The organism is Paenarthrobacter sp. R1, from assembly GCF_030264015.1.
GTDB lineage: Bacteria > Actinomycetota > Actinomycetes > Actinomycetales > Micrococcaceae > Arthrobacter > Arthrobacter ureafaciens.
Map to the genome: position 1 here is coordinate 119,929 of NZ_CP127116.1, position 19,789 is coordinate 139,717.

General features: G+C 62.9%; 16 protein-coding genes and 6 pseudogenes. 8 read left to right on the forward strand and 14 right to left on the reverse strand.

Annotation, left to right across the window (positions count from 1 at the left end; genetic code table 11):
• Window positions 1–34 precede the first annotated feature (34 nt).
• From QN084_RS23265 to QN084_RS23280, 4 genes and pseudogenes are all read right to left on the reverse strand, one after another.
• Window positions 35–217: pseudogene (locus QN084_RS23265) on the reverse strand (DDE-type integrase/transposase/recombinase); the annotation flags it as partial.
• 297 nt (window positions 218–514) lie between these two features.
• A complete protein-coding gene (locus QN084_RS23270; RefSeq protein ID WP_069694883.1) occupies window positions 515–820 on the reverse strand; it encodes a transposase in 306 nt (101 codons plus the stop codon).
• A gap of 64 nt (window positions 821–884) precedes the next feature.
• A pseudogene (locus QN084_RS23275) lies at window positions 885–1,118 on the reverse strand (IS3 family transposase); the annotation flags it as partial.
• A 25-nt stretch (window positions 1,119–1,143) separates the two neighbouring features.
• On the reverse strand, window positions 1,144–2,157 hold the full coding sequence (locus tag QN084_RS23280; RefSeq protein WP_318255052.1) for a transposase: 1,014 nt from the start codon (window positions 2,155–2,157) through the stop codon (window positions 1,144–1,146).
• Window positions 2,158–2,212: 55 nt separating this feature from the next.
• Here QN084_RS23280 and QN084_RS23285 point away from each other — a divergent pair, with 55 nt between their 5' ends.
• Window positions 2,213–3,619, forward strand: coding sequence for an IS1380 family transposase (locus tag QN084_RS23285; RefSeq protein ID WP_069694881.1), 1,407 nt, complete (start codon window positions 2,213–2,215; stop codon window positions 3,617–3,619).
• A gap of 154 nt (window positions 3,620–3,773) precedes the next feature.
• On the opposite strand, the gene QN084_RS23290 is transcribed toward QN084_RS23285, so the two are convergent.
• Together QN084_RS23290 and QN084_RS23295 are read right to left on the reverse strand one after the other, a co-directional pair.
• Complete coding sequence (locus QN084_RS23290) at window positions 3,774–4,334, reverse strand: YceI family protein (protein WP_069694882.1); 561 nt, start codon at window positions 4,332–4,334, stop codon at window positions 3,774–3,776.
• A gap of 28 nt (window positions 4,335–4,362) precedes the next feature.
• Entirely contained in the window at window positions 4,363–5,607 is a 1,245-nt protein-coding gene (locus QN084_RS23295) for an acyl-CoA dehydrogenase family protein (RefSeq protein ID WP_083262059.1), read from the reverse strand.
• A 491-nt stretch (window positions 5,608–6,098) separates the two neighbouring features.
• On the opposite strand from QN084_RS23295, the gene QN084_RS23300 reads away from it, so the two are divergent.
• Together QN084_RS23300 and QN084_RS23305 are read left to right on the forward strand one after the other, a co-directional pair.
• Window positions 6,099–6,863 (forward strand): IS6-like element IS6100 family transposase, encoded by a 765-nt coding sequence (locus tag QN084_RS23300; protein WP_001389365.1) that lies wholly within the window; start codon window positions 6,099–6,101, stop codon window positions 6,861–6,863.
• 150 nt (window positions 6,864–7,013) lie between these two features.
• Window positions 7,014–7,778 (forward strand): IS6-like element IS6100 family transposase, encoded by a 765-nt coding sequence (locus QN084_RS23305; protein ID WP_001389365.1) that lies wholly within the window; start codon window positions 7,014–7,016, stop codon window positions 7,776–7,778.
• Between the two features lie 98 nt (window positions 7,779–7,876).
• Here the strand turns inward: QN084_RS23305 and QN084_RS24220 are convergent.
• The 4 genes and pseudogenes from QN084_RS24220 to QN084_RS23325 all read right to left on the reverse strand — a co-directional run.
• Window positions 7,877–8,068 (reverse strand): annotated as a pseudogene (locus QN084_RS24220) (IS3-like element ISAar24 family transposase); the annotation flags it as partial.
• Window positions 8,069–8,302: 234 nt separating this feature from the next.
• A complete protein-coding gene (locus QN084_RS23315; RefSeq protein ID WP_069694883.1) occupies window positions 8,303–8,608 on the reverse strand; it encodes a transposase in 306 nt (101 codons plus the stop codon).
• 64 nt (window positions 8,609–8,672) lie between these two features.
• Window positions 8,673–8,906: pseudogene (locus QN084_RS23320) on the reverse strand (IS3 family transposase); the annotation flags it as partial.
• 25 nt (window positions 8,907–8,931) lie between these two features.
• A complete protein-coding gene (locus QN084_RS23325; RefSeq protein ID WP_318255052.1) occupies window positions 8,932–9,945 on the reverse strand; it encodes a transposase in 1,014 nt (337 codons plus the stop codon).
• A 55-nt stretch (window positions 9,946–10,000) separates the two neighbouring features.
• Here QN084_RS23325 and QN084_RS23330 point away from each other — a divergent pair, with 55 nt between their 5' ends.
• The gene (locus tag QN084_RS23330; RefSeq protein WP_069694881.1) at window positions 10,001–11,407 is read left to right on the forward strand and encodes an IS1380 family transposase; all 1,407 of its coding nucleotides are present in this window, start codon (window positions 10,001–10,003) and stop codon (window positions 11,405–11,407) included.
• Window positions 11,408–11,561: 154 nt separating this feature from the next.
• On the opposite strand, the gene QN084_RS23335 is transcribed toward QN084_RS23330, so the two are convergent.
• Window positions 11,562–12,122 (reverse strand): YceI family protein, encoded by a 561-nt coding sequence (locus QN084_RS23335; RefSeq protein WP_069694882.1) that lies wholly within the window; start codon window positions 12,120–12,122, stop codon window positions 11,562–11,564.
• A gap of 28 nt (window positions 12,123–12,150) precedes the next feature.
• A complete protein-coding gene (locus tag QN084_RS23340) occupies window positions 12,151–13,395 on the reverse strand; it encodes an acyl-CoA dehydrogenase family protein (protein ID WP_083262059.1) in 1,245 nt (414 codons plus the stop codon).
• A 491-nt stretch (window positions 13,396–13,886) separates the two neighbouring features.
• Here QN084_RS23340 and QN084_RS23345 point away from each other — a divergent pair, with 491 nt between their 5' ends.
• The 3 genes from QN084_RS23345 to QN084_RS23355 all read left to right on the forward strand — a co-directional run bounded on the left by QN084_RS23345 (window position 13,887) and on the right by QN084_RS23355 (window position 15,287).
• Window positions 13,887–14,651, forward strand: coding sequence for an IS6-like element IS6100 family transposase (locus QN084_RS23345; protein ID WP_001389365.1), 765 nt, complete (start codon window positions 13,887–13,889; stop codon window positions 14,649–14,651).
• Between the two features lie 73 nt (window positions 14,652–14,724).
• Window positions 14,725–14,955, forward strand: a complete 231-nt coding sequence (locus QN084_RS23350; RefSeq protein WP_069696671.1) for a hypothetical protein — start codon at window positions 14,725–14,727, stop codon at window positions 14,953–14,955.
• Window positions 14,952–15,287, forward strand: a complete 336-nt coding sequence (locus tag QN084_RS23355) for a hypothetical protein (RefSeq protein ID WP_139126909.1) — start codon at window positions 14,952–14,954, stop codon at window positions 15,285–15,287. The genes QN084_RS23350 and QN084_RS23355 overlap by 4 nt, the downstream gene beginning before the upstream one ends.
• Window positions 15,288–15,340: 53 nt before the next feature.
• Here QN084_RS23355 and QN084_RS23360 read toward each other — a convergent pair whose 3' ends face one another.
• A complete protein-coding gene (locus QN084_RS23360; protein ID WP_069696669.1) occupies window positions 15,341–17,581 on the reverse strand; it encodes a class I SAM-dependent DNA methyltransferase in 2,241 nt (746 codons plus the stop codon).
• A gap of 120 nt (window positions 17,582–17,701) precedes the next feature.
• Window positions 17,702–18,939: pseudogene (locus QN084_RS23365) on the reverse strand (IS256 family transposase).
• 150 nt (window positions 18,940–19,089) lie between these two features.
• On the opposite strand from QN084_RS23365, the pseudogene QN084_RS23370 reads away from it, so the two are divergent.
• Window positions 19,090–19,694 (forward strand): annotated as a pseudogene (locus QN084_RS23370) (IS6-like element IS6100 family transposase); the annotation flags it as partial.
• Between the last annotated feature and the right edge of the window lie 95 nt (window positions 19,695–19,789).

The following is a 19,789-nucleotide window of genomic DNA, read 5'->3' on the forward strand; positions in this document are numbered from 1 at the left end:
GCGACAGCCTACCTCTGACTGCCGCCAATCTTTGCAACAGAGCCGTCTGGCGCATGTCGATCGCCCAGCCGACGACCTTGCGCGAGTAGACGTCGATGACACAGCAGCAGTAGATCTTCCCTTCGCGGGTGGGGTGCTCGGTGATGTCCGTGCACCACAGCTGGTTAGGAGCGGTCGCGGTGAAGTTGCGGTTGACCAGATCCTCGGTCGTTACGAGATGTTCGCGATTTACATACCGTTTGCGGGTGCCGGCCAGCCCGCGCAAGCCCGTGCGTGCCATCACCCGCGCCACCTGGTCCCGGCCGACGCGGATTTCCGCCCGTGCCCGAGTTCGGCGTGCACACGGCGGGCGCCGTAGCAGCCGCGGGAGGCGCGGTGGATGTTCGCGATCGTCTCGGCGAGCATCTCGTGGCAGATCGTGCGCTGGCTCATCGGTCTGTCGCGCCTGCCCGGTGGCCGCGGTCGGTGACGCGGAGCACGCGGCAAGCGGTTGCGATGCTGATGCCCTGCCCGGTCAGGGCCGCGACGACCGGGAACCGCCTTTTGGGCGGATCCTCTCGTCCTTCAATATTGACGCGGCAAGACGAGTGGCGGAGAGCTCTTCTTCAAGCTCCCGGATTCGACGGCGCGCATCAGTCAGCTCCGCGGTCAGCGTGCTGTCGACGCCAGGGATATCGCCAGCATCGATGCGCTCCTGGCGCCATCGATAGATCGTCGCTGCCGAGATCCGCAACTCTGCGGCCAGCTCTCCTGCGTCGCGGCCGTCGTGAACAAGCGCGAGCACGCGCTCACGGAACTGGGGTGAGTACTGACGAGGCATGGACGTAAGGCTCTCTCTACGGGGCCAGATTCGCACAACAGAGCGGAACGAAACTCATTAGACGTCATCGGGCGGCTTGGGAGGCGGGTGTTCCCAAGGGTGTGTCGAGGCCAGCGTAGTAGTCGGCCTCAACGTCGGCAGGGGCGCGCATGTCGAGCTCTCCGTGGAGGCGCTGGTTGTTCCACCACCACACGTACTCGAGCGTCGCGAGTTCGACCTGCTCGACCGTGCGCCACGGGCCGCAGCGGCGGATCAGTTCGGTCTTATAAAGCCCGTTGACGGCCTCGGCCATCGCGTTGATGCTCCTATATTTCGCAAGTCTGTCAGGCGGCAGACGTGAGCGCGATTTCTCCTCGTGTGGCCGCGCTGTCCGGAGGCGGCAGCAGGTGGTAGATCTCGCGGGCGAGGTAGCGCTTGAGGCATCGAATGATCTCCCGCTTCGAGAGTCCCTCCGCAGTGCGTCGAGTGACGTAATCGATCGTTGGCTGGTGCCATCGCATCCGCACGATCACGACACGATAAAGCGCGGCGTTGGCCTGCCTGTTACCGCCACGATTCAAGCGATGGCGACCGTTCGTCTTGCCCGATCCGGCGGGGATGGGACACGCACCACACATCTTCGCGAACGCGGCCTCGGAGTGGATGCGCGTGCTGTTGTCGCCCGCGGTGATGAGCATCTCGGCGGCGATGTCGAGGCCGATCCCGACGGCTTCGACCAGGCGTGGCGCGATAGCTCTGGTCTGCTTCTTGAGGTGCCGGCTGTGGATCTTCACTTCCTCGTGGAGGTCGAACCAGCGTCGTGCCAGCGATCCGAGAACGTGCCGCATCGCTGCTTCCGGGTCGGTCAGCGAGGTGTTTGACGGGAGTTGCGCGCATGCGGCGACGAGCTTGAAATCGGTCAGGTGCTCGAGTTCGGCGCGGAGTTCGTCGCTCGCGGTGACGAGGGTCGCTTTGAGCGTGATCATCGCCGTGGTCCGCGATTTCACCGCAGTATCGCGGGCGATCTTGATCAACCGCAGCGCTTCGATCTCGCCGTCCGCGGTCTTCGGCTGCGCCATCGTCATGCCCGAAAGCACTTGGCGGGCGGTGTGCTCGGCATCGACAGTGTCGCTCTTGCCAGACATGCGACGCTCCCCGCGGCGCGGTGGGCGGTGAACCTCACGAACCGTGGTGCCGTGGCGGCGAAGGAAGCGGGCAAGCCCAACACCATAGGAGCCGGTGCCCTCGACGCCGAAGGCGATCAGCCGTCCGTCTGCCCCGACGTGGTTAAGCCTCGATCCACCGGTGCGGCGGGGTTCTGAGCGGGTGCCGTGACACGGAAATGCCCCTCTGATCAGGAAGAATAGAGCTTGTCTAAGGTCCTATTCGCCCGATCCGAGAGGCATCTCGTAGATGCAATTCAAGCACGCCCCGGCCGCGGTGTCCGCGGTCTTCGACGATCCGAATCTGGTGTCGGCCGCGGGTCTGGTCCCGATGCTCCGGCTCGCGCAGCACGCGGGGGTGGATCGGCTCGCGCAGGCGCGGTTGACCGTGCCGACGGACAAGGGCTCCAACGCCGGTTCGAAGGTGATGGCGCTGGTGGCGGGGATGGTCGCCGGGGCGGACTCGATCGACGACATGAACGTGCTGCGCCACGGCGGGATGGGCCGCCTGTTTCACCGGGCGTATGCGCCGTCGACGCTGGGATCGTTCCTGCGCGAGTTCACCTTCGGGCACGTCCGCCAGCTCGACGCCGTCTCCTCTCGCGTCGTTCAGAACCTCGCCGGTCAGACGCCGCTTCTGCGGCTCCGAGACGGGGAGCGGGTGATGGTGGATCTGGATGACACGATCATCGAGGTGCACGGGTATCAGAAGCAGGGCGCGGGGTTCGGGTACTCCGGCGTGCGCGGCTTGAACGCCCTGATCGCGACAGCGTCGACGTCATCGTCGGCGCCGGTGATCCTCGGTCAGCGGCTCCGACAGGGCAAGACCGGGTCTCCGAAGGGTGCCGCGAGGATCGTCGGCGACGCCCTGGCGACTCTGCGCCGGATGAGCCTCGGGAACGGGGCGCGGCCGCTGCTGCGGGCGGACTCCGCGTTCTACGGCCACGCCACCATCGGCACCGCCATCACCGCCGGCGCGGACGTGTCGGTCACCGTCCGGATGGACCCGGCCGTGAAAGCCGCGATCGCCACCATCGCCGAGGATGCGTGGGAGATGATCGAGTACCCGAACGCGATCCGCGACGAATCCACCGGGCGGTGGATCTCCAAAGCCGAGGTCGCCGAGGTCCCGTTCACCGCGTTCCGGTCGAGGAAGAAGGCCGAACGCATCGAGGGCCGGCTCGTGGTCCGGCGCATCCCCGACCTGGGCCCGACGCGGGTGGAGCAGCCGACGCTGTTCGACGTCTTCCGGCATCACGCGTTCTTCACCACCACAGCGAAGAACGCGATCGGCACGGTGGTCGCAGACAAGACCCACCGCGGTCACGCGATCATCGAGCAAGTCCACGCCGACCTCAAAGCCGGCCCGCTCGCGCACCTCCCGTCCGGAGTGTTCACCGCGAACAGCGCCTGGCTCGTGCTCGCCGTGATCGCATTCAACCTCACCCGCGCCGCCGGGATCATCGCCGACCGGGCCGGACGGCTCGCGAAAGCGACAACCGCGACCATCCGCCGCACCCTCGTCACGGTGCCGGCGCGGCTGGCGCGCTCCGCGCGCCGCATCACACTGCACCTCCCGAGCACCTGGCCCTGGGAAGCAGCGTTCGCGCGACTGTTCGCCGTCACCCACGCGCCACCGCCATCGGTAGCCACCTGACCATCGCCGCGCACGGCACGATCGACAACCCAGTGGACGACCGGGATGCGATGCCCGGAACTCAGCCCTGCCCTCAACACATCACCGCGCGCCCCCCGCGACGAACCGCGCCACCGAGGTTCATCGGTGGATCGAGGCTAAGCCGTGGTAGTCATCAATCTTCCAAAAGGAATCCCTCGAGCTCAAGGAGGATGGTCACTTCCTTGCCTACAACCAGCCCACCCGTCTCGATAGTTGCGTTCCAGGTGAGGCCGAAATCCTCTCGATTGATCGTCGCCACCGCGGATGCTCCAGCCCGATACCGCCCGTCCGTGTCAGGCCCGAATCCACCGAATTCGACCTTGAAGGCGACAGACCGTGTGACGCCACGGATGGTCAGATCACCATTGACTATATAGCAGTCGCTACTAAGGCTTGCGCTCTTTGATTCAAACTGGATGGTTGGGAAGTTTTCCACATCGAGGAATTCCGCGGATCGAAGATGAAGGTCGCGAGCTTCGAGATTCGTGTTGACAGACGCCGCGTCGACTGTTGCCGTGAGGGAGAAGACAAGCGGGTCTTCGGTTGCTATCAGGCTAGCGGATTTCACACCGAACGAGCCACGCACCTTCGACACCATCATGTGCCGAACAGTGAATCCGACTTCGCTGTGATCGGGATCAAGAACCCACTCTCCCGGGCGAAAACCGGGTAGATCGCCAACTGTATTCTGCATCTTATTTCCTCTCAGAGACACGCGAATGTCAGATTGCGATCACGAATTCTTCGTCGCCCAAGAGAGTTCTTCCATAGCACTCCTTTGAGACACCCACGTTGACCATTGCATGACGGCTCGCTGTTCCTGCGTCGCGCCAGATCTGCTGGAGCGGGCTTGTTGAGGCGAATGCTGCCGAACCCACAGCGGTCAACAATCTCTCGATCGCCTCACGACACTGCACCGCGATAGATGCGGTGTCCATCCGAATTCGCGCGCGAGTAGGTAGATCGATGGCGCCGCCATTGAATACTGCCGCCGCGTCGATGTCGTAGCACGCGCGTTTAGCCAGCATGCGTGCTACGTCGATCGCGTTCGCAGCCTCGGCAACTGCGATCTGGTTGGAGGGTGCTTCGCTTCCCTTTCGATACTTCGTTTTGGTGACACCTCGTTGGGGGAGGATTTCGAGGGCGAAGTCGAGGGCTGCCTGCGCAAGGCCGATCTGTGCCGCAACGAGGATCAGGGTGTGGTTGGGGGCGAGAGGCGTGAGATACTCAACCTCGTCGACGAACTCCGATGCGTAGTTACCCTCCATCAGGTCTACGAACGTCTGAGTTCGATAGTCTGGCGCGAAGAGATCTCTGCCAACGATCGTGTTGCTTCCCGAGCCGCGCATGCCGGCGACGTACCAAGTGTCTTCGACAGTAACTTCGTTGATTGGCAGGAGTGTCATCATCCACACTGTTTCACCGTCGATCTCGACGTCGAACCCTAGCTCCGCCCACTGCGCGTGAAGCGAGCCCGAGGCATATGGCCAGCGGCCACTGATTAGATAGCCCCCATCGACCCGACGTGCCGACGCAGTAGGACCGGCAGCCGGGCGGGTCGCTGTTGTAATCCGTGCGCGAGGGTTGGCACCCCAAATCTCATCCTGGGCCTGTCGCGAGTAGGTGCCGACGTCCCACGCATTGGAGTTGAGCAACCCGAACGCCCAGGCAGTCCCGCCGTCTCCCCGCGCGATTTCCGCCGTCAGGTCGAAGAGGGTCCGGAAGTTCGCCTGGAATCCGCCGTACCGACGCGGGGTGCAAACCTGGAATAGGTCGAGCTCCTCCATCTTGTCGATCACAACCTGTGACACGCGGCGATCCCGATCGCTGTCCAGCGCGTGTTCTCGAACGAGAGGGTATAGCGACCGCGCTTTTTTCATTAGATCGGCATCCGGCTGCGAGATCCTTGAATCAGGACCGGATACATCTACGGGCACGGTTGTCCAGGCTGGCGATCCCATCTTCATTCTCTCCTTTGAAACTGCAGTATGTCGCGTCCATCATCTTCGGCCAGCATGAATCTACACTGATCACGTTTATGATAGATGAACAGATCGGTCAGTGTCTACTGGCGATCTCGTGTTCAACGCGAGATTTAGTTAGGCGAGCTGAACGTGCTGGGGCAGCAGCCGCAGAACGCCTGCTAACGAGGGAAGCCAACCACCAAACCAGGTGGGACTCTCGCCTTCGCGGTGCCACGTCGTCTCGACTCATGTCACAGTCGCTAAACCGAGCTGGGCGCAAGATCCGTATCCGTGCCAGATGGTCAAGGCCGCGGACGGGGTGTATCGGTGATCGTGTGATCCCTCGTGTTCGGGGTTATGCGGTGAGGGCTCGGAGGTCGGGTTCGATCACCTCCTCGGTGTCGGGTTCGCCGACGCGCCGTGCGGCGGCGAGGGCTCTGTTGCAAAAATCGTGAAGCTTGAGCATGCTTGGCGGAGATTGGACGGACGGAACGATGACGGATTTCAAGTGGCGCCATTTCCAGGGTGATGTGATCCTGTGGGCGGTGCGCTGGTATTGTCGCTATCCGATCAGCTATCGCGACCTTGAGGAAATGCTGGCGGAACGCGGCATTTCGGTCGACCATACGACGATCTATCGCTGGGTCCAGTGCTACGCCCCGGAGATGGAGAAGCGGCTGCGCTGGTTCTGGCGGCGTGGCTTTGATCCGAGCTGGCGCCTGGATGAAACCTACGTCAAGGTGCGGGGCAAGTGGACCTACCTGTACCGGGCAGTCGACAAGCGGGGCGACACGATCGATTTCTACCTGTCGCCGACCCGCAGCGCCAAGGCAGCGAAGCGGTTCCTGGGCAAGGCCCTGCGAGGCCTGAAGCACTGGGAAAAGCCTGCCACGCTCAATACCGACAAAGCGCCGAGCTATGGTGCAGCGATCACCGAATTGAAGCGCGAAGGAAAGCTGGACCGGGAGACGGCCCACCGGCAGGTGAAGTATCTCAATAACGTGATCGAGGCCGATCACGGAAAGCTCAAGATACTGATCAAGCCGGTGCGCGGTTTCAAATCGATCCCCACGGCCTATGCCACGATCAAGGGATTCGAAGTCATGCGAGCCCTGCGCAAAGGACAGGCTCGCCCCTGGTGCCTGCAGCCCGGCATCAGGGGCGAGGTGCGCCTTGTGGAGAGAGCTTTTGGCATTGGGCCCTCGGCGCTGACGGAGGCCATGGGCATGCTCAACCACCATTTCGCAGCAGCCGCCTGATCGGCGCAGAGCGACAGCCTACCTCTGACTGCCGCCAATCTTTGCAACAGAGCCCGCCGGCGAGGTGCTCGTCGCGCAGCTCGCAGTCGGGCTCTGTTGCAAAAATCGTGAAGCTTGAGCATGCTTGGCGGAGATTGGACGGACGGAACGATGACGGATTTCAAGTGGCGCCATTTCCAGGGTGATGTGATCCTGTGGGCGGTGCGCTGGTATTGTCGCTATCCGATCAGCTATCGCGACCTTGAGGAAATGCTGGCGGAACGCGGCATTTCGGTCGACCATACGACGATCTATCGCTGGGTCCAGTGCTACGCCCCGGAGATGGAGAAGCGGCTGCGCTGGTTCTGGCGGCGTGGCTTTGATCCGAGCTGGCGCCTGGATGAAACCTACGTCAAGGTGCGGGGCAAGTGGACCTACCTGTACCGGGCAGTCGACAAGCGGGGCGACACGATCGATTTCTACCTGTCGCCGACCCGCAGCGCCAAGGCAGCGAAGCGGTTCCTGGGCAAGGCCCTGCGAGGCCTGAAGCACTGGGAAAAGCCTGCCACGCTCAATACCGACAAAGCGCCGAGCTATGGTGCAGCGATCACCGAATTGAAGCGCGAAGGAAAGCTGGACCGGGAGACGGCCCACCGGCAGGTGAAGTATCTCAATAACGTGATCGAGGCCGATCACGGAAAGCTCAAGATACTGATCAAGCCGGTGCGCGGTTTCAAATCGATCCCCACGGCCTATGCCACGATCAAGGGATTCGAAGTCATGCGAGCCCTGCGCAAAGGACAGGCTCGCCCCTGGTGCCTGCAGCCCGGCATCAGGGGCGAGGTGCGCCTTGTGGAGAGAGCTTTTGGCATTGGGCCCTCGGCGCTGACGGAGGCCATGGGCATGCTCAACCACCATTTCGCAGCAGCCGCCTGATCGGCGCAGAGCGACAGCCTACCTCTGACTGCCGCCAATCTTTGCAACAGAGCCGTCTGGCGCATGTCGATCGCCCAGCCGACGACCTTGCGCGAGTAGACGTCGATGACACAGCAGCAGTAGATCTTCCCTTCGCGGGTGGGGTGCTCGGTGATGTCCGTGCACCACAGCTGGTTAGGAGCGGTCGCGGTGAAGTTGCGGTTGACCAGATCCTCGGTCGTTACGAGATGTTCGCGATTTACATACCGTTTGCGGGTGCCGGCCAGCCCGCGCAAGCCCGTGCGTGCCATCACCCGCGCCACCTGGTCCCGGCCGACGCGGATTTCCGCCCGTGCCCGAGTTCGGCGTGCACACGGCGGGCGCCGTAGCAGCCGCGGGAGGCGCGGTGGATGTTCGCGATCGTCTCGGCGAGCATCTCGTGGCAGATCGTGCGCTGGCTCATCGGTCTGTCGCGCCTGCCCGGTGGCCGCGGTCGGTGACGCGGAGCACGCGGCAAGCGGTTGCGATGCTGATGCCCTGCCCGGTCAGGGCCGCGACGACCGGGAACCGCCTTTTGGGCGGATCCTCTCGTCCTTCAATATTGACGCGGCAAGACGAGTGGCGGAGAGCTCTTCTTCAAGCTCCCGGATTCGACGGCGCGCATCAGTCAGCTCCGCGGTCAGCGTGCTGTCGACGCCAGGGATATCGCCAGCATCGATGCGCTCCTGGCGCCATCGATAGATCGTCGCTGCCGAGATCCGCAACTCTGCGGCCAGCTCTCCTGCGTCGCGGCCGTCGTGAACAAGCGCGAGCACGCGCTCACGGAACTGGGGTGAGTACTGACGAGGCATGGACGTAAGGCTCTCTCTACGGGGCCAGATTCGCACAACAGAGCGGAACGAAACTCATTAGACGTCATCGGGCGGCTTGGGAGGCGGGTGTTCCCAAGGGTGTGTCGAGGCCAGCGTAGTAGTCGGCCTCAACGTCGGCAGGGGCGCGCATGTCGAGCTCTCCGTGGAGGCGCTGGTTGTTCCACCACCACACGTACTCGAGCGTCGCGAGTTCGACCTGCTCGACCGTGCGCCACGGGCCGCAGCGGCGGATCAGTTCGGTCTTATAAAGCCCGTTGACGGCCTCGGCCATCGCGTTGATGCTCCTATATTTCGCAAGTCTGTCAGGCGGCAGACGTGAGCGCGATTTCTCCTCGTGTGGCCGCGCTGTCCGGAGGCGGCAGCAGGTGGTAGATCTCGCGGGCGAGGTAGCGCTTGAGGCATCGAATGATCTCCCGCTTCGAGAGTCCCTCCGCAGTGCGTCGAGTGACGTAATCGATCGTTGGCTGGTGCCATCGCATCCGCACGATCACGACACGATAAAGCGCGGCGTTGGCCTGCCTGTTACCGCCACGATTCAAGCGATGGCGACCGTTCGTCTTGCCCGATCCGGCGGGGATGGGACACGCACCACACATCTTCGCGAACGCGGCCTCGGAGTGGATGCGCGTGCTGTTGTCGCCCGCGGTGATGAGCATCTCGGCGGCGATGTCGAGGCCGATCCCGACGGCTTCGACCAGGCGTGGCGCGATAGCTCTGGTCTGCTTCTTGAGGTGCCGGCTGTGGATCTTCACTTCCTCGTGGAGGTCGAACCAGCGTCGTGCCAGCGATCCGAGAACGTGCCGCATCGCTGCTTCCGGGTCGGTCAGCGAGGTGTTTGACGGGAGTTGCGCGCATGCGGCGACGAGCTTGAAATCGGTCAGGTGCTCGAGTTCGGCGCGGAGTTCGTCGCTCGCGGTGACGAGGGTCGCTTTGAGCGTGATCATCGCCGTGGTCCGCGATTTCACCGCAGTATCGCGGGCGATCTTGATCAACCGCAGCGCTTCGATCTCGCCGTCCGCGGTCTTCGGCTGCGCCATCGTCATGCCCGAAAGCACTTGGCGGGCGGTGTGCTCGGCATCGACAGTGTCGCTCTTGCCAGACATGCGACGCTCCCCGCGGCGCGGTGGGCGGTGAACCTCACGAACCGTGGTGCCGTGGCGGCGAAGGAAGCGGGCAAGCCCAACACCATAGGAGCCGGTGCCCTCGACGCCGAAGGCGATCAGCCGTCCGTCTGCCCCGACGTGGTTAAGCCTCGATCCACCGGTGCGGCGGGGTTCTGAGCGGGTGCCGTGACACGGAAATGCCCCTCTGATCAGGAAGAATAGAGCTTGTCTAAGGTCCTATTCGCCCGATCCGAGAGGCATCTCGTAGATGCAATTCAAGCACGCCCCGGCCGCGGTGTCCGCGGTCTTCGACGATCCGAATCTGGTGTCGGCCGCGGGTCTGGTCCCGATGCTCCGGCTCGCGCAGCACGCGGGGGTGGATCGGCTCGCGCAGGCGCGGTTGACCGTGCCGACGGACAAGGGCTCCAACGCCGGTTCGAAGGTGATGGCGCTGGTGGCGGGGATGGTCGCCGGGGCGGACTCGATCGACGACATGAACGTGCTGCGCCACGGCGGGATGGGCCGCCTGTTTCACCGGGCGTATGCGCCGTCGACGCTGGGATCGTTCCTGCGCGAGTTCACCTTCGGGCACGTCCGCCAGCTCGACGCCGTCTCCTCTCGCGTCGTTCAGAACCTCGCCGGTCAGACGCCGCTTCTGCGGCTCCGAGACGGGGAGCGGGTGATGGTGGATCTGGATGACACGATCATCGAGGTGCACGGGTATCAGAAGCAGGGCGCGGGGTTCGGGTACTCCGGCGTGCGCGGCTTGAACGCCCTGATCGCGACAGCGTCGACGTCATCGTCGGCGCCGGTGATCCTCGGTCAGCGGCTCCGACAGGGCAAGACCGGGTCTCCGAAGGGTGCCGCGAGGATCGTCGGCGACGCCCTGGCGACTCTGCGCCGGATGAGCCTCGGGAACGGGGCGCGGCCGCTGCTGCGGGCGGACTCCGCGTTCTACGGCCACGCCACCATCGGCACCGCCATCACCGCCGGCGCGGACGTGTCGGTCACCGTCCGGATGGACCCGGCCGTGAAAGCCGCGATCGCCACCATCGCCGAGGATGCGTGGGAGATGATCGAGTACCCGAACGCGATCCGCGACGAATCCACCGGGCGGTGGATCTCCAAAGCCGAGGTCGCCGAGGTCCCGTTCACCGCGTTCCGGTCGAGGAAGAAGGCCGAACGCATCGAGGGCCGGCTCGTGGTCCGGCGCATCCCCGACCTGGGCCCGACGCGGGTGGAGCAGCCGACGCTGTTCGACGTCTTCCGGCATCACGCGTTCTTCACCACCACAGCGAAGAACGCGATCGGCACGGTGGTCGCAGACAAGACCCACCGCGGTCACGCGATCATCGAGCAAGTCCACGCCGACCTCAAAGCCGGCCCGCTCGCGCACCTCCCGTCCGGAGTGTTCACCGCGAACAGCGCCTGGCTCGTGCTCGCCGTGATCGCATTCAACCTCACCCGCGCCGCCGGGATCATCGCCGACCGGGCCGGACGGCTCGCGAAAGCGACAACCGCGACCATCCGCCGCACCCTCGTCACGGTGCCGGCGCGGCTGGCGCGCTCCGCGCGCCGCATCACACTGCACCTCCCGAGCACCTGGCCCTGGGAAGCAGCGTTCGCGCGACTGTTCGCCGTCACCCACGCGCCACCGCCATCGGTAGCCACCTGACCATCGCCGCGCACGGCACGATCGACAACCCAGTGGACGACCGGGATGCGATGCCCGGAACTCAGCCCTGCCCTCAACACATCACCGCGCGCCCCCCGCGACGAACCGCGCCACCGAGGTTCATCGGTGGATCGAGGCTAAGCCGTGGTAGTCATCAATCTTCCAAAAGGAATCCCTCGAGCTCAAGGAGGATGGTCACTTCCTTGCCTACAACCAGCCCACCCGTCTCGATAGTTGCGTTCCAGGTGAGGCCGAAATCCTCTCGATTGATCGTCGCCACCGCGGATGCTCCAGCCCGATACCGCCCGTCCGTGTCAGGCCCGAATCCACCGAATTCGACCTTGAAGGCGACAGACCGTGTGACGCCACGGATGGTCAGATCACCATTGACTATATAGCAGTCGCTACTAAGGCTTGCGCTCTTTGATTCAAACTGGATGGTTGGGAAGTTTTCCACATCGAGGAATTCCGCGGATCGAAGATGAAGGTCGCGAGCTTCGAGATTCGTGTTGACAGACGCCGCGTCGACTGTTGCCGTGAGGGAGAAGACAAGCGGGTCTTCGGTTGCTATCAGGCTAGCGGATTTCACACCGAACGAGCCACGCACCTTCGACACCATCATGTGCCGAACAGTGAATCCGACTTCGCTGTGATCGGGATCAAGAACCCACTCTCCCGGGCGAAAACCGGGTAGATCGCCAACTGTATTCTGCATCTTATTTCCTCTCAGAGACACGCGAATGTCAGATTGCGATCACGAATTCTTCGTCGCCCAAGAGAGTTCTTCCATAGCACTCCTTTGAGACACCCACGTTGACCATTGCATGACGGCTCGCTGTTCCTGCGTCGCGCCAGATCTGCTGGAGCGGGCTTGTTGAGGCGAATGCTGCCGAACCCACAGCGGTCAACAATCTCTCGATCGCCTCACGACACTGCACCGCGATAGATGCGGTGTCCATCCGAATTCGCGCGCGAGTAGGTAGATCGATGGCGCCGCCATTGAATACTGCCGCCGCGTCGATGTCGTAGCACGCGCGTTTAGCCAGCATGCGTGCTACGTCGATCGCGTTCGCAGCCTCGGCAACTGCGATCTGGTTGGAGGGTGCTTCGCTTCCCTTTCGATACTTCGTTTTGGTGACACCTCGTTGGGGGAGGATTTCGAGGGCGAAGTCGAGGGCTGCCTGCGCAAGGCCGATCTGTGCCGCAACGAGGATCAGGGTGTGGTTGGGGGCGAGAGGCGTGAGATACTCAACCTCGTCGACGAACTCCGATGCGTAGTTACCCTCCATCAGGTCTACGAACGTCTGAGTTCGATAGTCTGGCGCGAAGAGATCTCTGCCAACGATCGTGTTGCTTCCCGAGCCGCGCATGCCGGCGACGTACCAAGTGTCTTCGACAGTAACTTCGTTGATTGGCAGGAGTGTCATCATCCACACTGTTTCACCGTCGATCTCGACGTCGAACCCTAGCTCCGCCCACTGCGCGTGAAGCGAGCCCGAGGCATATGGCCAGCGGCCACTGATTAGATAGCCCCCATCGACCCGACGTGCCGACGCAGTAGGACCGGCAGCCGGGCGGGTCGCTGTTGTAATCCGTGCGCGAGGGTTGGCACCCCAAATCTCATCCTGGGCCTGTCGCGAGTAGGTGCCGACGTCCCACGCATTGGAGTTGAGCAACCCGAACGCCCAGGCAGTCCCGCCGTCTCCCCGCGCGATTTCCGCCGTCAGGTCGAAGAGGGTCCGGAAGTTCGCCTGGAATCCGCCGTACCGACGCGGGGTGCAAACCTGGAATAGGTCGAGCTCCTCCATCTTGTCGATCACAACCTGTGACACGCGGCGATCCCGATCGCTGTCCAGCGCGTGTTCTCGAACGAGAGGGTATAGCGACCGCGCTTTTTTCATTAGATCGGCATCCGGCTGCGAGATCCTTGAATCAGGACCGGATACATCTACGGGCACGGTTGTCCAGGCTGGCGATCCCATCTTCATTCTCTCCTTTGAAACTGCAGTATGTCGCGTCCATCATCTTCGGCCAGCATGAATCTACACTGATCACGTTTATGATAGATGAACAGATCGGTCAGTGTCTACTGGCGATCTCGTGTTCAACGCGAGATTTAGTTAGGCGAGCTGAACGTGCTGGGGCAGCAGCCGCAGAACGCCTGCTAACGAGGGAAGCCAACCACCAAACCAGGTGGGACTCTCGCCTTCGCGGTGCCACGTCGTCTCGACTCATGTCACAGTCGCTAAACCGAGCTGGGCGCAAGATCCGTATCCGTGCCAGATGGTCAAGGCCGCGGACGGGGTGTATCGGTGATCGTGTGATCCCTCGTGTTCGGGGTTATGCGGTGAGGGCTCGGAGGTCGGGTTCGATCACCTCCTCGGTGTCGGGTTCGCCGACGCGCCGTGCGGCGGCGAGGGCTCTGTTGCAAAAATCGTGAAGCTTGAGCATGCTTGGCGGAGATTGGACGGACGGAACGATGACGGATTTCAAGTGGCGCCATTTCCAGGGTGATGTGATCCTGTGGGCGGTGCGCTGGTATTGTCGCTATCCGATCAGCTATCGCGACCTTGAGGAAATGCTGGCGGAACGCGGCATTTCGGTCGACCATACGACGATCTATCGCTGGGTCCAGTGCTACGCCCCGGAGATGGAGAAGCGGCTGCGCTGGTTCTGGCGGCGTGGCTTTGATCCGAGCTGGCGCCTGGATGAAACCTACGTCAAGGTGCGGGGCAAGTGGACCTACCTGTACCGGGCAGTCGACAAGCGGGGCGACACGATCGATTTCTACCTGTCGCCGACCCGCAGCGCCAAGGCAGCGAAGCGGTTCCTGGGCAAGGCCCTGCGAGGCCTGAAGCACTGGGAAAAGCCTGCCACGCTCAATACCGACAAAGCGCCGAGCTATGGTGCAGCGATCACCGAATTGAAGCGCGAAGGAAAGCTGGACCGGGAGACGGCCCACCGGCAGGTGAAGTATCTCAATAACGTGATCGAGGCCGATCACGGAAAGCTCAAGATACTGATCAAGCCGGTGCGCGGTTTCAAATCGATCCCCACGGCCTATGCCACGATCAAGGGATTCGAAGTCATGCGAGCCCTGCGCAAAGGACAGGCTCGCCCCTGGTGCCTGCAGCCCGGCATCAGGGGCGAGGTGCGCCTTGTGGAGAGAGCTTTTGGCATTGGGCCCTCGGCGCTGACGGAGGCCATGGGCATGCTCAACCACCATTTCGCAGCAGCCGCCTGATCGGCGCAGAGCGACAGCCTACCTCTGACTGCCGCCAATCTTTGCAACAGAGCCTCCGAGCGCGCGTAACCCGATGGTGTACGACGTGATGCGTGAGGCGGCGAACTGGCTGCAAGGGGAGTACCTGGCGCGCGAGCGTGCCGCACAGGACGCCACCGAGAAGCAGCGGTGGCGTGATGCTCAGTACCGCGTCGACGATGATGTGCGCGCGGTTGACCCGCAAGACAAAGACCTTGTGCGCGCGAAGACTGACGAGTTTACCCGGCTGCGTGAAGCACTGCCGCCGGTGGGCGAGAACTCATGAGTGAGCGCAAGGGAAGGATTCACGAGGGCGGCACGGTTGCTCCGGATGGAACGCACTACCCGACGGTGCTGATCGAGGTCGAGGCCGACGACGCAGACGAGGGCATGCTGGTTGCGCTGGGGGATTGCGCGGCCATGCCGGAGCGTCTGGCGCAGCTCGGGCTTGAACCTATCGGGTACGGTGTGCGGCTGTGGGGCTGTATGCCGTGTGGCATCAAGGGCATCTACATTGCCCCGGTTCCCGCGCTCACGCAAGAGACGTGCGCGTGCCCGTTTGACGGGGCGGGGTCGATGATTCCGATTAGCGAAATCTTCACACCAGCGGGAGAGTAGAGCGCTGCCACACTCGCCCGTGCTCATGTGCACACGTGCACATGAGCACGGTTCTATGGGGTGTTGTTGCGCTCGAAGATCAGGGCAAGGCGTTCGTCGTTGGAGCGCAGGAGTGCGGCCGCACCGAATGCTTTATCGACGGTGCGGTCGAGTGCGGTGTGTGCGTCGATGAGCTGCGCGGGCATCGCTGCGGGGTCGTAGAGGTCTGCGAGCGTCGCTTCGGGGTAGGCCTCCCGCGCCTCGAATACCTGGTCGATGCGGTCGGTGAATTGCTGCTGTGCCCGCTGGTCGAGTTCGGGCCACGGGATCGGGAAGTACGCAAGGCCGGGCGAGAGAGAAATATCGGATTTAAGGCGTCCGGCGAAGGTTTCGACCCAGGCCATGAACATGGACGATTGCAAGAGTGCCGCGTGCCAGGGTTTCGCGTCGGGGAAGATGATGAGCTTGTTGCCTGCGATCACGTCGGTGTCGAAGAACTGGCCGGGTATCCAGCGCCGGTTTTCTGAGGACACTTCGGGCAGGGCAAAGTAGCTGCCCTCGGGTTGACGGTTTTGGGTGAACAGTGCGGGCTTGGCCGCGTATTCCTGCACCGAAACGGTGGGGGATTTCAGGCGCGACTCGGCTACGAGGTCGAGGCGCTGCCGGATGAACGGGTGCCGTAGGTGTTGAGGCTGTGCGTCAACGAGCCAGAGGCACCAGCGCAGGGGTGAGCCTTGCAGCATGTCGCGAGCTTGCACGAACCGCTTCACGTAGGGCGCTACCTCGGGAATCTGCACCGCTTCACGCATCGCGGCTTCATCAAGCAACAGATGCCCGCCGTCCGTCGGTTGCGATCCCTTGTGCGCGTTCGGCATCCCCTCGATCAGCGGCTTGGTGAGCTTCACGGGTACGTAGTCGGCTCCGTCGAACAGGTAGAAGTTGAGCCGGTCGGGTACGGTCTCGATGGGTTGCCCGGTGATACGGGGGTAGCTGAACAAGCGGTGACGCTTGTTCGGGCGTTGTGTGCTGGAAAAGCCGACGATGACGCAGTGCACCGCTGCCGCTCCGGGGGCTTCGGAAGTCCATTTGAAGGTGCGGTGCCCGAAGTCCACTTCGCACCCCATCCCGGCCAACAGTGGCACCATGGTGCGGGCTTGCTCGCCTTGGGTGATTGAGTTCGTAGACACGAACGCTACCCGCGATTGTGGGCGCAGGGTGACCAGCTCGGCGGCTTTCGCGTACCAGCACGCCACGTAGTCGAGTCTGCCGGTGCGCAGCCCTTTTGCGGCGCTGATGGGTGCGAATACGTGCCGGTTGTCGGCTTGCTGTTCTTTCGACATCCACGACATGCCGATAAAGGGTGGGTTGCCCATAATGATGGTTGCGTCTGACTCGGGAACGATCTCGTTCCAGTCCATGCGCAGCGCGTTACCGACGTGAATAACGGTGATGGTATCCAGCGGTAACGTGTCGGGGGCTTTGCCTAGTGCAAGCTCCATTTGCATGTTGGCTTGGTGGTCAACGAGGCGCAGCGCGGTCGAGGCGATTCTGGCAGGCCATTCTTCCACCTCGATCCCGGCCATGTGCTCAAGCTTCACCGCGAGGTCATCGCGTTGGAAGAATAACGGGATCTGCGACGTGTCACCGAGTTCTTGTAGCCGCAGCAGGATGCGCAGCTCAAGGGCGCGCAGGTCACGGTAGGCGACGACGAGGAAGTTACCGCACCCGCACGCCGGGTCGAGCAGCCGCAGCTCTGCCAGCTCGCCGCGCAGTTTCTTGAGCGCTTTAGTGTCGTGTTGTGCGGCTTCGAACTTCTCGGTGAGTTCGTCAAAGAACAGCGGGTCGATGGTCTTCCGAATGTTCGTTTCGGTGGTGTAGTGCTCTCCGAGTTCGCGGCGCGCCTCGGGTGACTTGACTGCTTGGAAGAGGGAGCCGAAGATCGCGGGGCTGATGCTTGCCCAGTTGAACGCGCACGCAGAGACGAGTTTGTCACGCATCACTCGGTCGAATGAGGGAATCGAGAGTGGTTCAGCGAACACGCGGCCGTTGACGTAGGGGAATCGTGCGAGCAGTTCGTCAAGGGTGGAGGCGCGGCGTTCCTTGGGCTGGTTCATCACTTGGAACAGCATGGTGAGCTGTGCGCCGAGGTCGCTGCCGTCGGTGCTGGTGCGCAGCTCGATGAACTCGGTGAATAGGTCACGCTCCCATATGCCCGAGTCGTCGGCGTAGAGAGCGAACAGGACGCGCACGAGGAAGATCGAGGCTTCGTGGTCGTCGTACCCTGACCCTTCGAGCGCTTCGTATAGGTCGGCCATGATTCTGGCGGCTTTGATCGACGCGGCTTCTTGTTCACCTGACCCGAATGAGCGGGTCTGGTATCCGGCGAGGAACGCGAGGGGTGTGTCCGATAAACGGTGGATCTGGTTTGGCGTTCATTAGTTGATTCGGCCTTCGAATGCGATCGCGAACGCGTTCAGCGCCGGCTTCCATCTCGTCGCCCAGCGTGCCCTGCCGCGCCCGGTCGGGTCAAGCGAGCGGGTCACGAGGTAGAGGCATTTCAGCGCGGCGGCGTCGTTCGGGAAGTGCCCGCGCGCCCGGACTGCTCTGCGGTACCGGGCGTTGAGTGACTCGATCGCGTTCGTGCTGCAGATGATCCGGCGGATTTCCACGTCCCAGTCCAGGAACGGCACGAACTCGGACCAGGCGTTCTGCCAGAGCTTGCTGATCGCCGGATACTGTTGACCCCATTTCGCGTCGAACTCCACGAATCGCTCACGAGCGGCCGCTTCGGTCGGCGCCGTGTAGACAGGACGCAGGTCCTTGCCCATCTCTTCCCAGTAGTGGCGGGACGCGAACCGGAACGTGTTGCGGATCAGATGGATGATGCAGGTCTGCACCGTCGCGAGCGGCCAGGCGGTGTTGATCGATTCCGGCAGACCCTTCAGCCCGTCACAGACGACGATGCACACGTCCTCGGCGCCACGGTTCTTGATCTCCGTCAACACGCCGAGCCAGAACTTCGCCCCCTCCCCGCCATCGCCGGCCCAGATCCCGAGGATGTCGCGCTCCCCGTTCACAGTAACGCCCACGGCGATATAGAACGGCTTGTTCCGCACCTGGCCGTCTCGGACCTTCACCACCAGAGCATCGATGAACACCACCGGTAGACGCGATCCAGCGGACGGTTCTGCCATTCGGTCATCTCCTCGATGACCTTGTCGGTGATCCTCGAGATCGTGTCCTTCGACACCGACGCCCCGTAGACATCGTCGAAGTGCGCCGCGACCTCGCCGGTCGTCAGCCCCCGCGCGGTCAACGACAGCACGATCTCATCGACGCCGGTCAGGCGCCGCTGCCGCTTCTTGACGATCTTCGGTTCGAACGACCCCTCACGGTCTCTGGGAACGTCGATCTCGACGGGACCGACCTCGGTCAGCACCGTCTTCGATCGGATCCCGTTGCGAGCGTTCTCGGCGATCGTGTTGCCGTGCTTCTCGTAGCCAAGATGCTCGGTCATCTCCGCCTCGAGCGCTGTCTCCAGCACCCGCTTGGTGAGCCCGTTCAGCACCCCGTCGGGGCCGACGAGGTCGACACCCTGTTCCTTCGCCTGCTTCAGCAGCTGCTCCGCGAGCTGCTGCTCATCGATGATCTCTCCCGTCACAGGATCGATCATCTCGATGACATCGGTCATCGCCCTTCCTTTCGGTCAGGCCAGACCAGATCCACCGTTAATCAGACAGTCCCCATTTGGGCAGCTCGACCAACAATGAGCCATCGAATTTCGTCGCCAACGAGCGGCAAAAGACACAAGTCAGGTACGCGTCATAAACCGGAGATGGAGAAGCGGCTGCGCTGGTTCTGGCGGCGTGGCTTTGATCCGAGCTGGCGCCTGGATGAAACCTACGTCAAGGTGCGGGGCAAGTGGACCTACCTGTACCGGGCAGTCGACAAGCGGGGCGACACGATCGATTTTCTACCTGTCGCCGACCCGCAGCGCCAAGGCAGCGAAGCGGTTCCTGGGCAAGGCCCTGCGAGGCCTGAAGCACTGGGAAAAGCCTGCCACGCTCAATACCGACAAAGCGCCGAGCTATGGTGCAGCGATCACCGAATTGAAGCGCGAAGGAAAGCTGGACCGGGAGACGCCCACCGGCAGGTGAAGTATCTCAATAACGTGATCGAGGCCGATCACGAAAGCTCAAGATACTGATCAAGCCGGTGCGCGGTTTCAAATCGATCCCCACGGCCTATGCCACGATCAAGGGATTCGAAGTCATGCGAGCCCTGCGCAAAGGACAGGCTCGCCCCTGGTGCCTGCAGCCCGGCATCAGGGGCGAGGTGCGCCTTGTGGAGAGAGCTTTTGGCATTGGGCCCTCGGCGCTGACGGAGGCCATGGGCATGCTCAACCACCATTTCGCAGCAGCCGCCTGATCGGCGCAGAGCGACAGCCTACCTCTGACTGCCGCCAATCTTTGCAACAGAGCCACGCGACAGCTGCTCGCGCAGGCTGGGTGCCAAGCTCTCGG

Bases quoted from the DNA above. Each gene is read 5' to 3' on its own strand.
- QN084_RS23270 (WP_069694883.1), bottom strand. From the start codon at position 820: ATGCCTCGTCAGTACTCACCCCAGTTCCGTGAGCGCGTGCTCGCGCTT.
- QN084_RS23285 (WP_069694881.1), top strand. From the start codon at position 2,213: ATGCAATTCAAGCACGCCCCGGCCGCGGTGTCCGCGGTCTTCGACGAT.
- QN084_RS23290 (WP_069694882.1), bottom strand. From the start codon at position 4,334: ATGCAGAATACAGTTGGCGATCTACCCGGTTTTCGCCCGGGAGAGTGG.
- QN084_RS23295 (WP_083262059.1), bottom strand. From the start codon at position 5,607: ATGAAGATGGGATCGCCAGCCTGGACAACCGTGCCCGTAGATGTATCC.
- QN084_RS23300 (WP_001389365.1), top strand. From the start codon at position 6,099: ATGACGGATTTCAAGTGGCGCCATTTCCAGGGTGATGTGATCCTGTGG.
- QN084_RS23305 (WP_001389365.1), top strand. From the start codon at position 7,014: ATGACGGATTTCAAGTGGCGCCATTTCCAGGGTGATGTGATCCTGTGG.
- QN084_RS23315 (WP_069694883.1), bottom strand. From the start codon at position 8,608: ATGCCTCGTCAGTACTCACCCCAGTTCCGTGAGCGCGTGCTCGCGCTT.
- QN084_RS23330 (WP_069694881.1), top strand. From the start codon at position 10,001: ATGCAATTCAAGCACGCCCCGGCCGCGGTGTCCGCGGTCTTCGACGAT.
- QN084_RS23335 (WP_069694882.1), bottom strand. From the start codon at position 12,122: ATGCAGAATACAGTTGGCGATCTACCCGGTTTTCGCCCGGGAGAGTGG.
- QN084_RS23340 (WP_083262059.1), bottom strand. From the start codon at position 13,395: ATGAAGATGGGATCGCCAGCCTGGACAACCGTGCCCGTAGATGTATCC.
- QN084_RS23345 (WP_001389365.1), top strand. From the start codon at position 13,887: ATGACGGATTTCAAGTGGCGCCATTTCCAGGGTGATGTGATCCTGTGG.
- QN084_RS23350 (WP_069696671.1), top strand. From the start codon at position 14,725: ATGGTGTACGACGTGATGCGTGAGGCGGCGAACTGGCTGCAAGGGGAG.
- QN084_RS23355 (WP_139126909.1), top strand. From the start codon at position 14,952: ATGAGTGAGCGCAAGGGAAGGATTCACGAGGGCGGCACGGTTGCTCCG.
- QN084_RS23360 (WP_069696669.1), bottom strand. From the start codon at position 17,581: ATGGCCGACCTATACGAAGCGCTCGAAGGGTCAGGGTACGACGACCAC.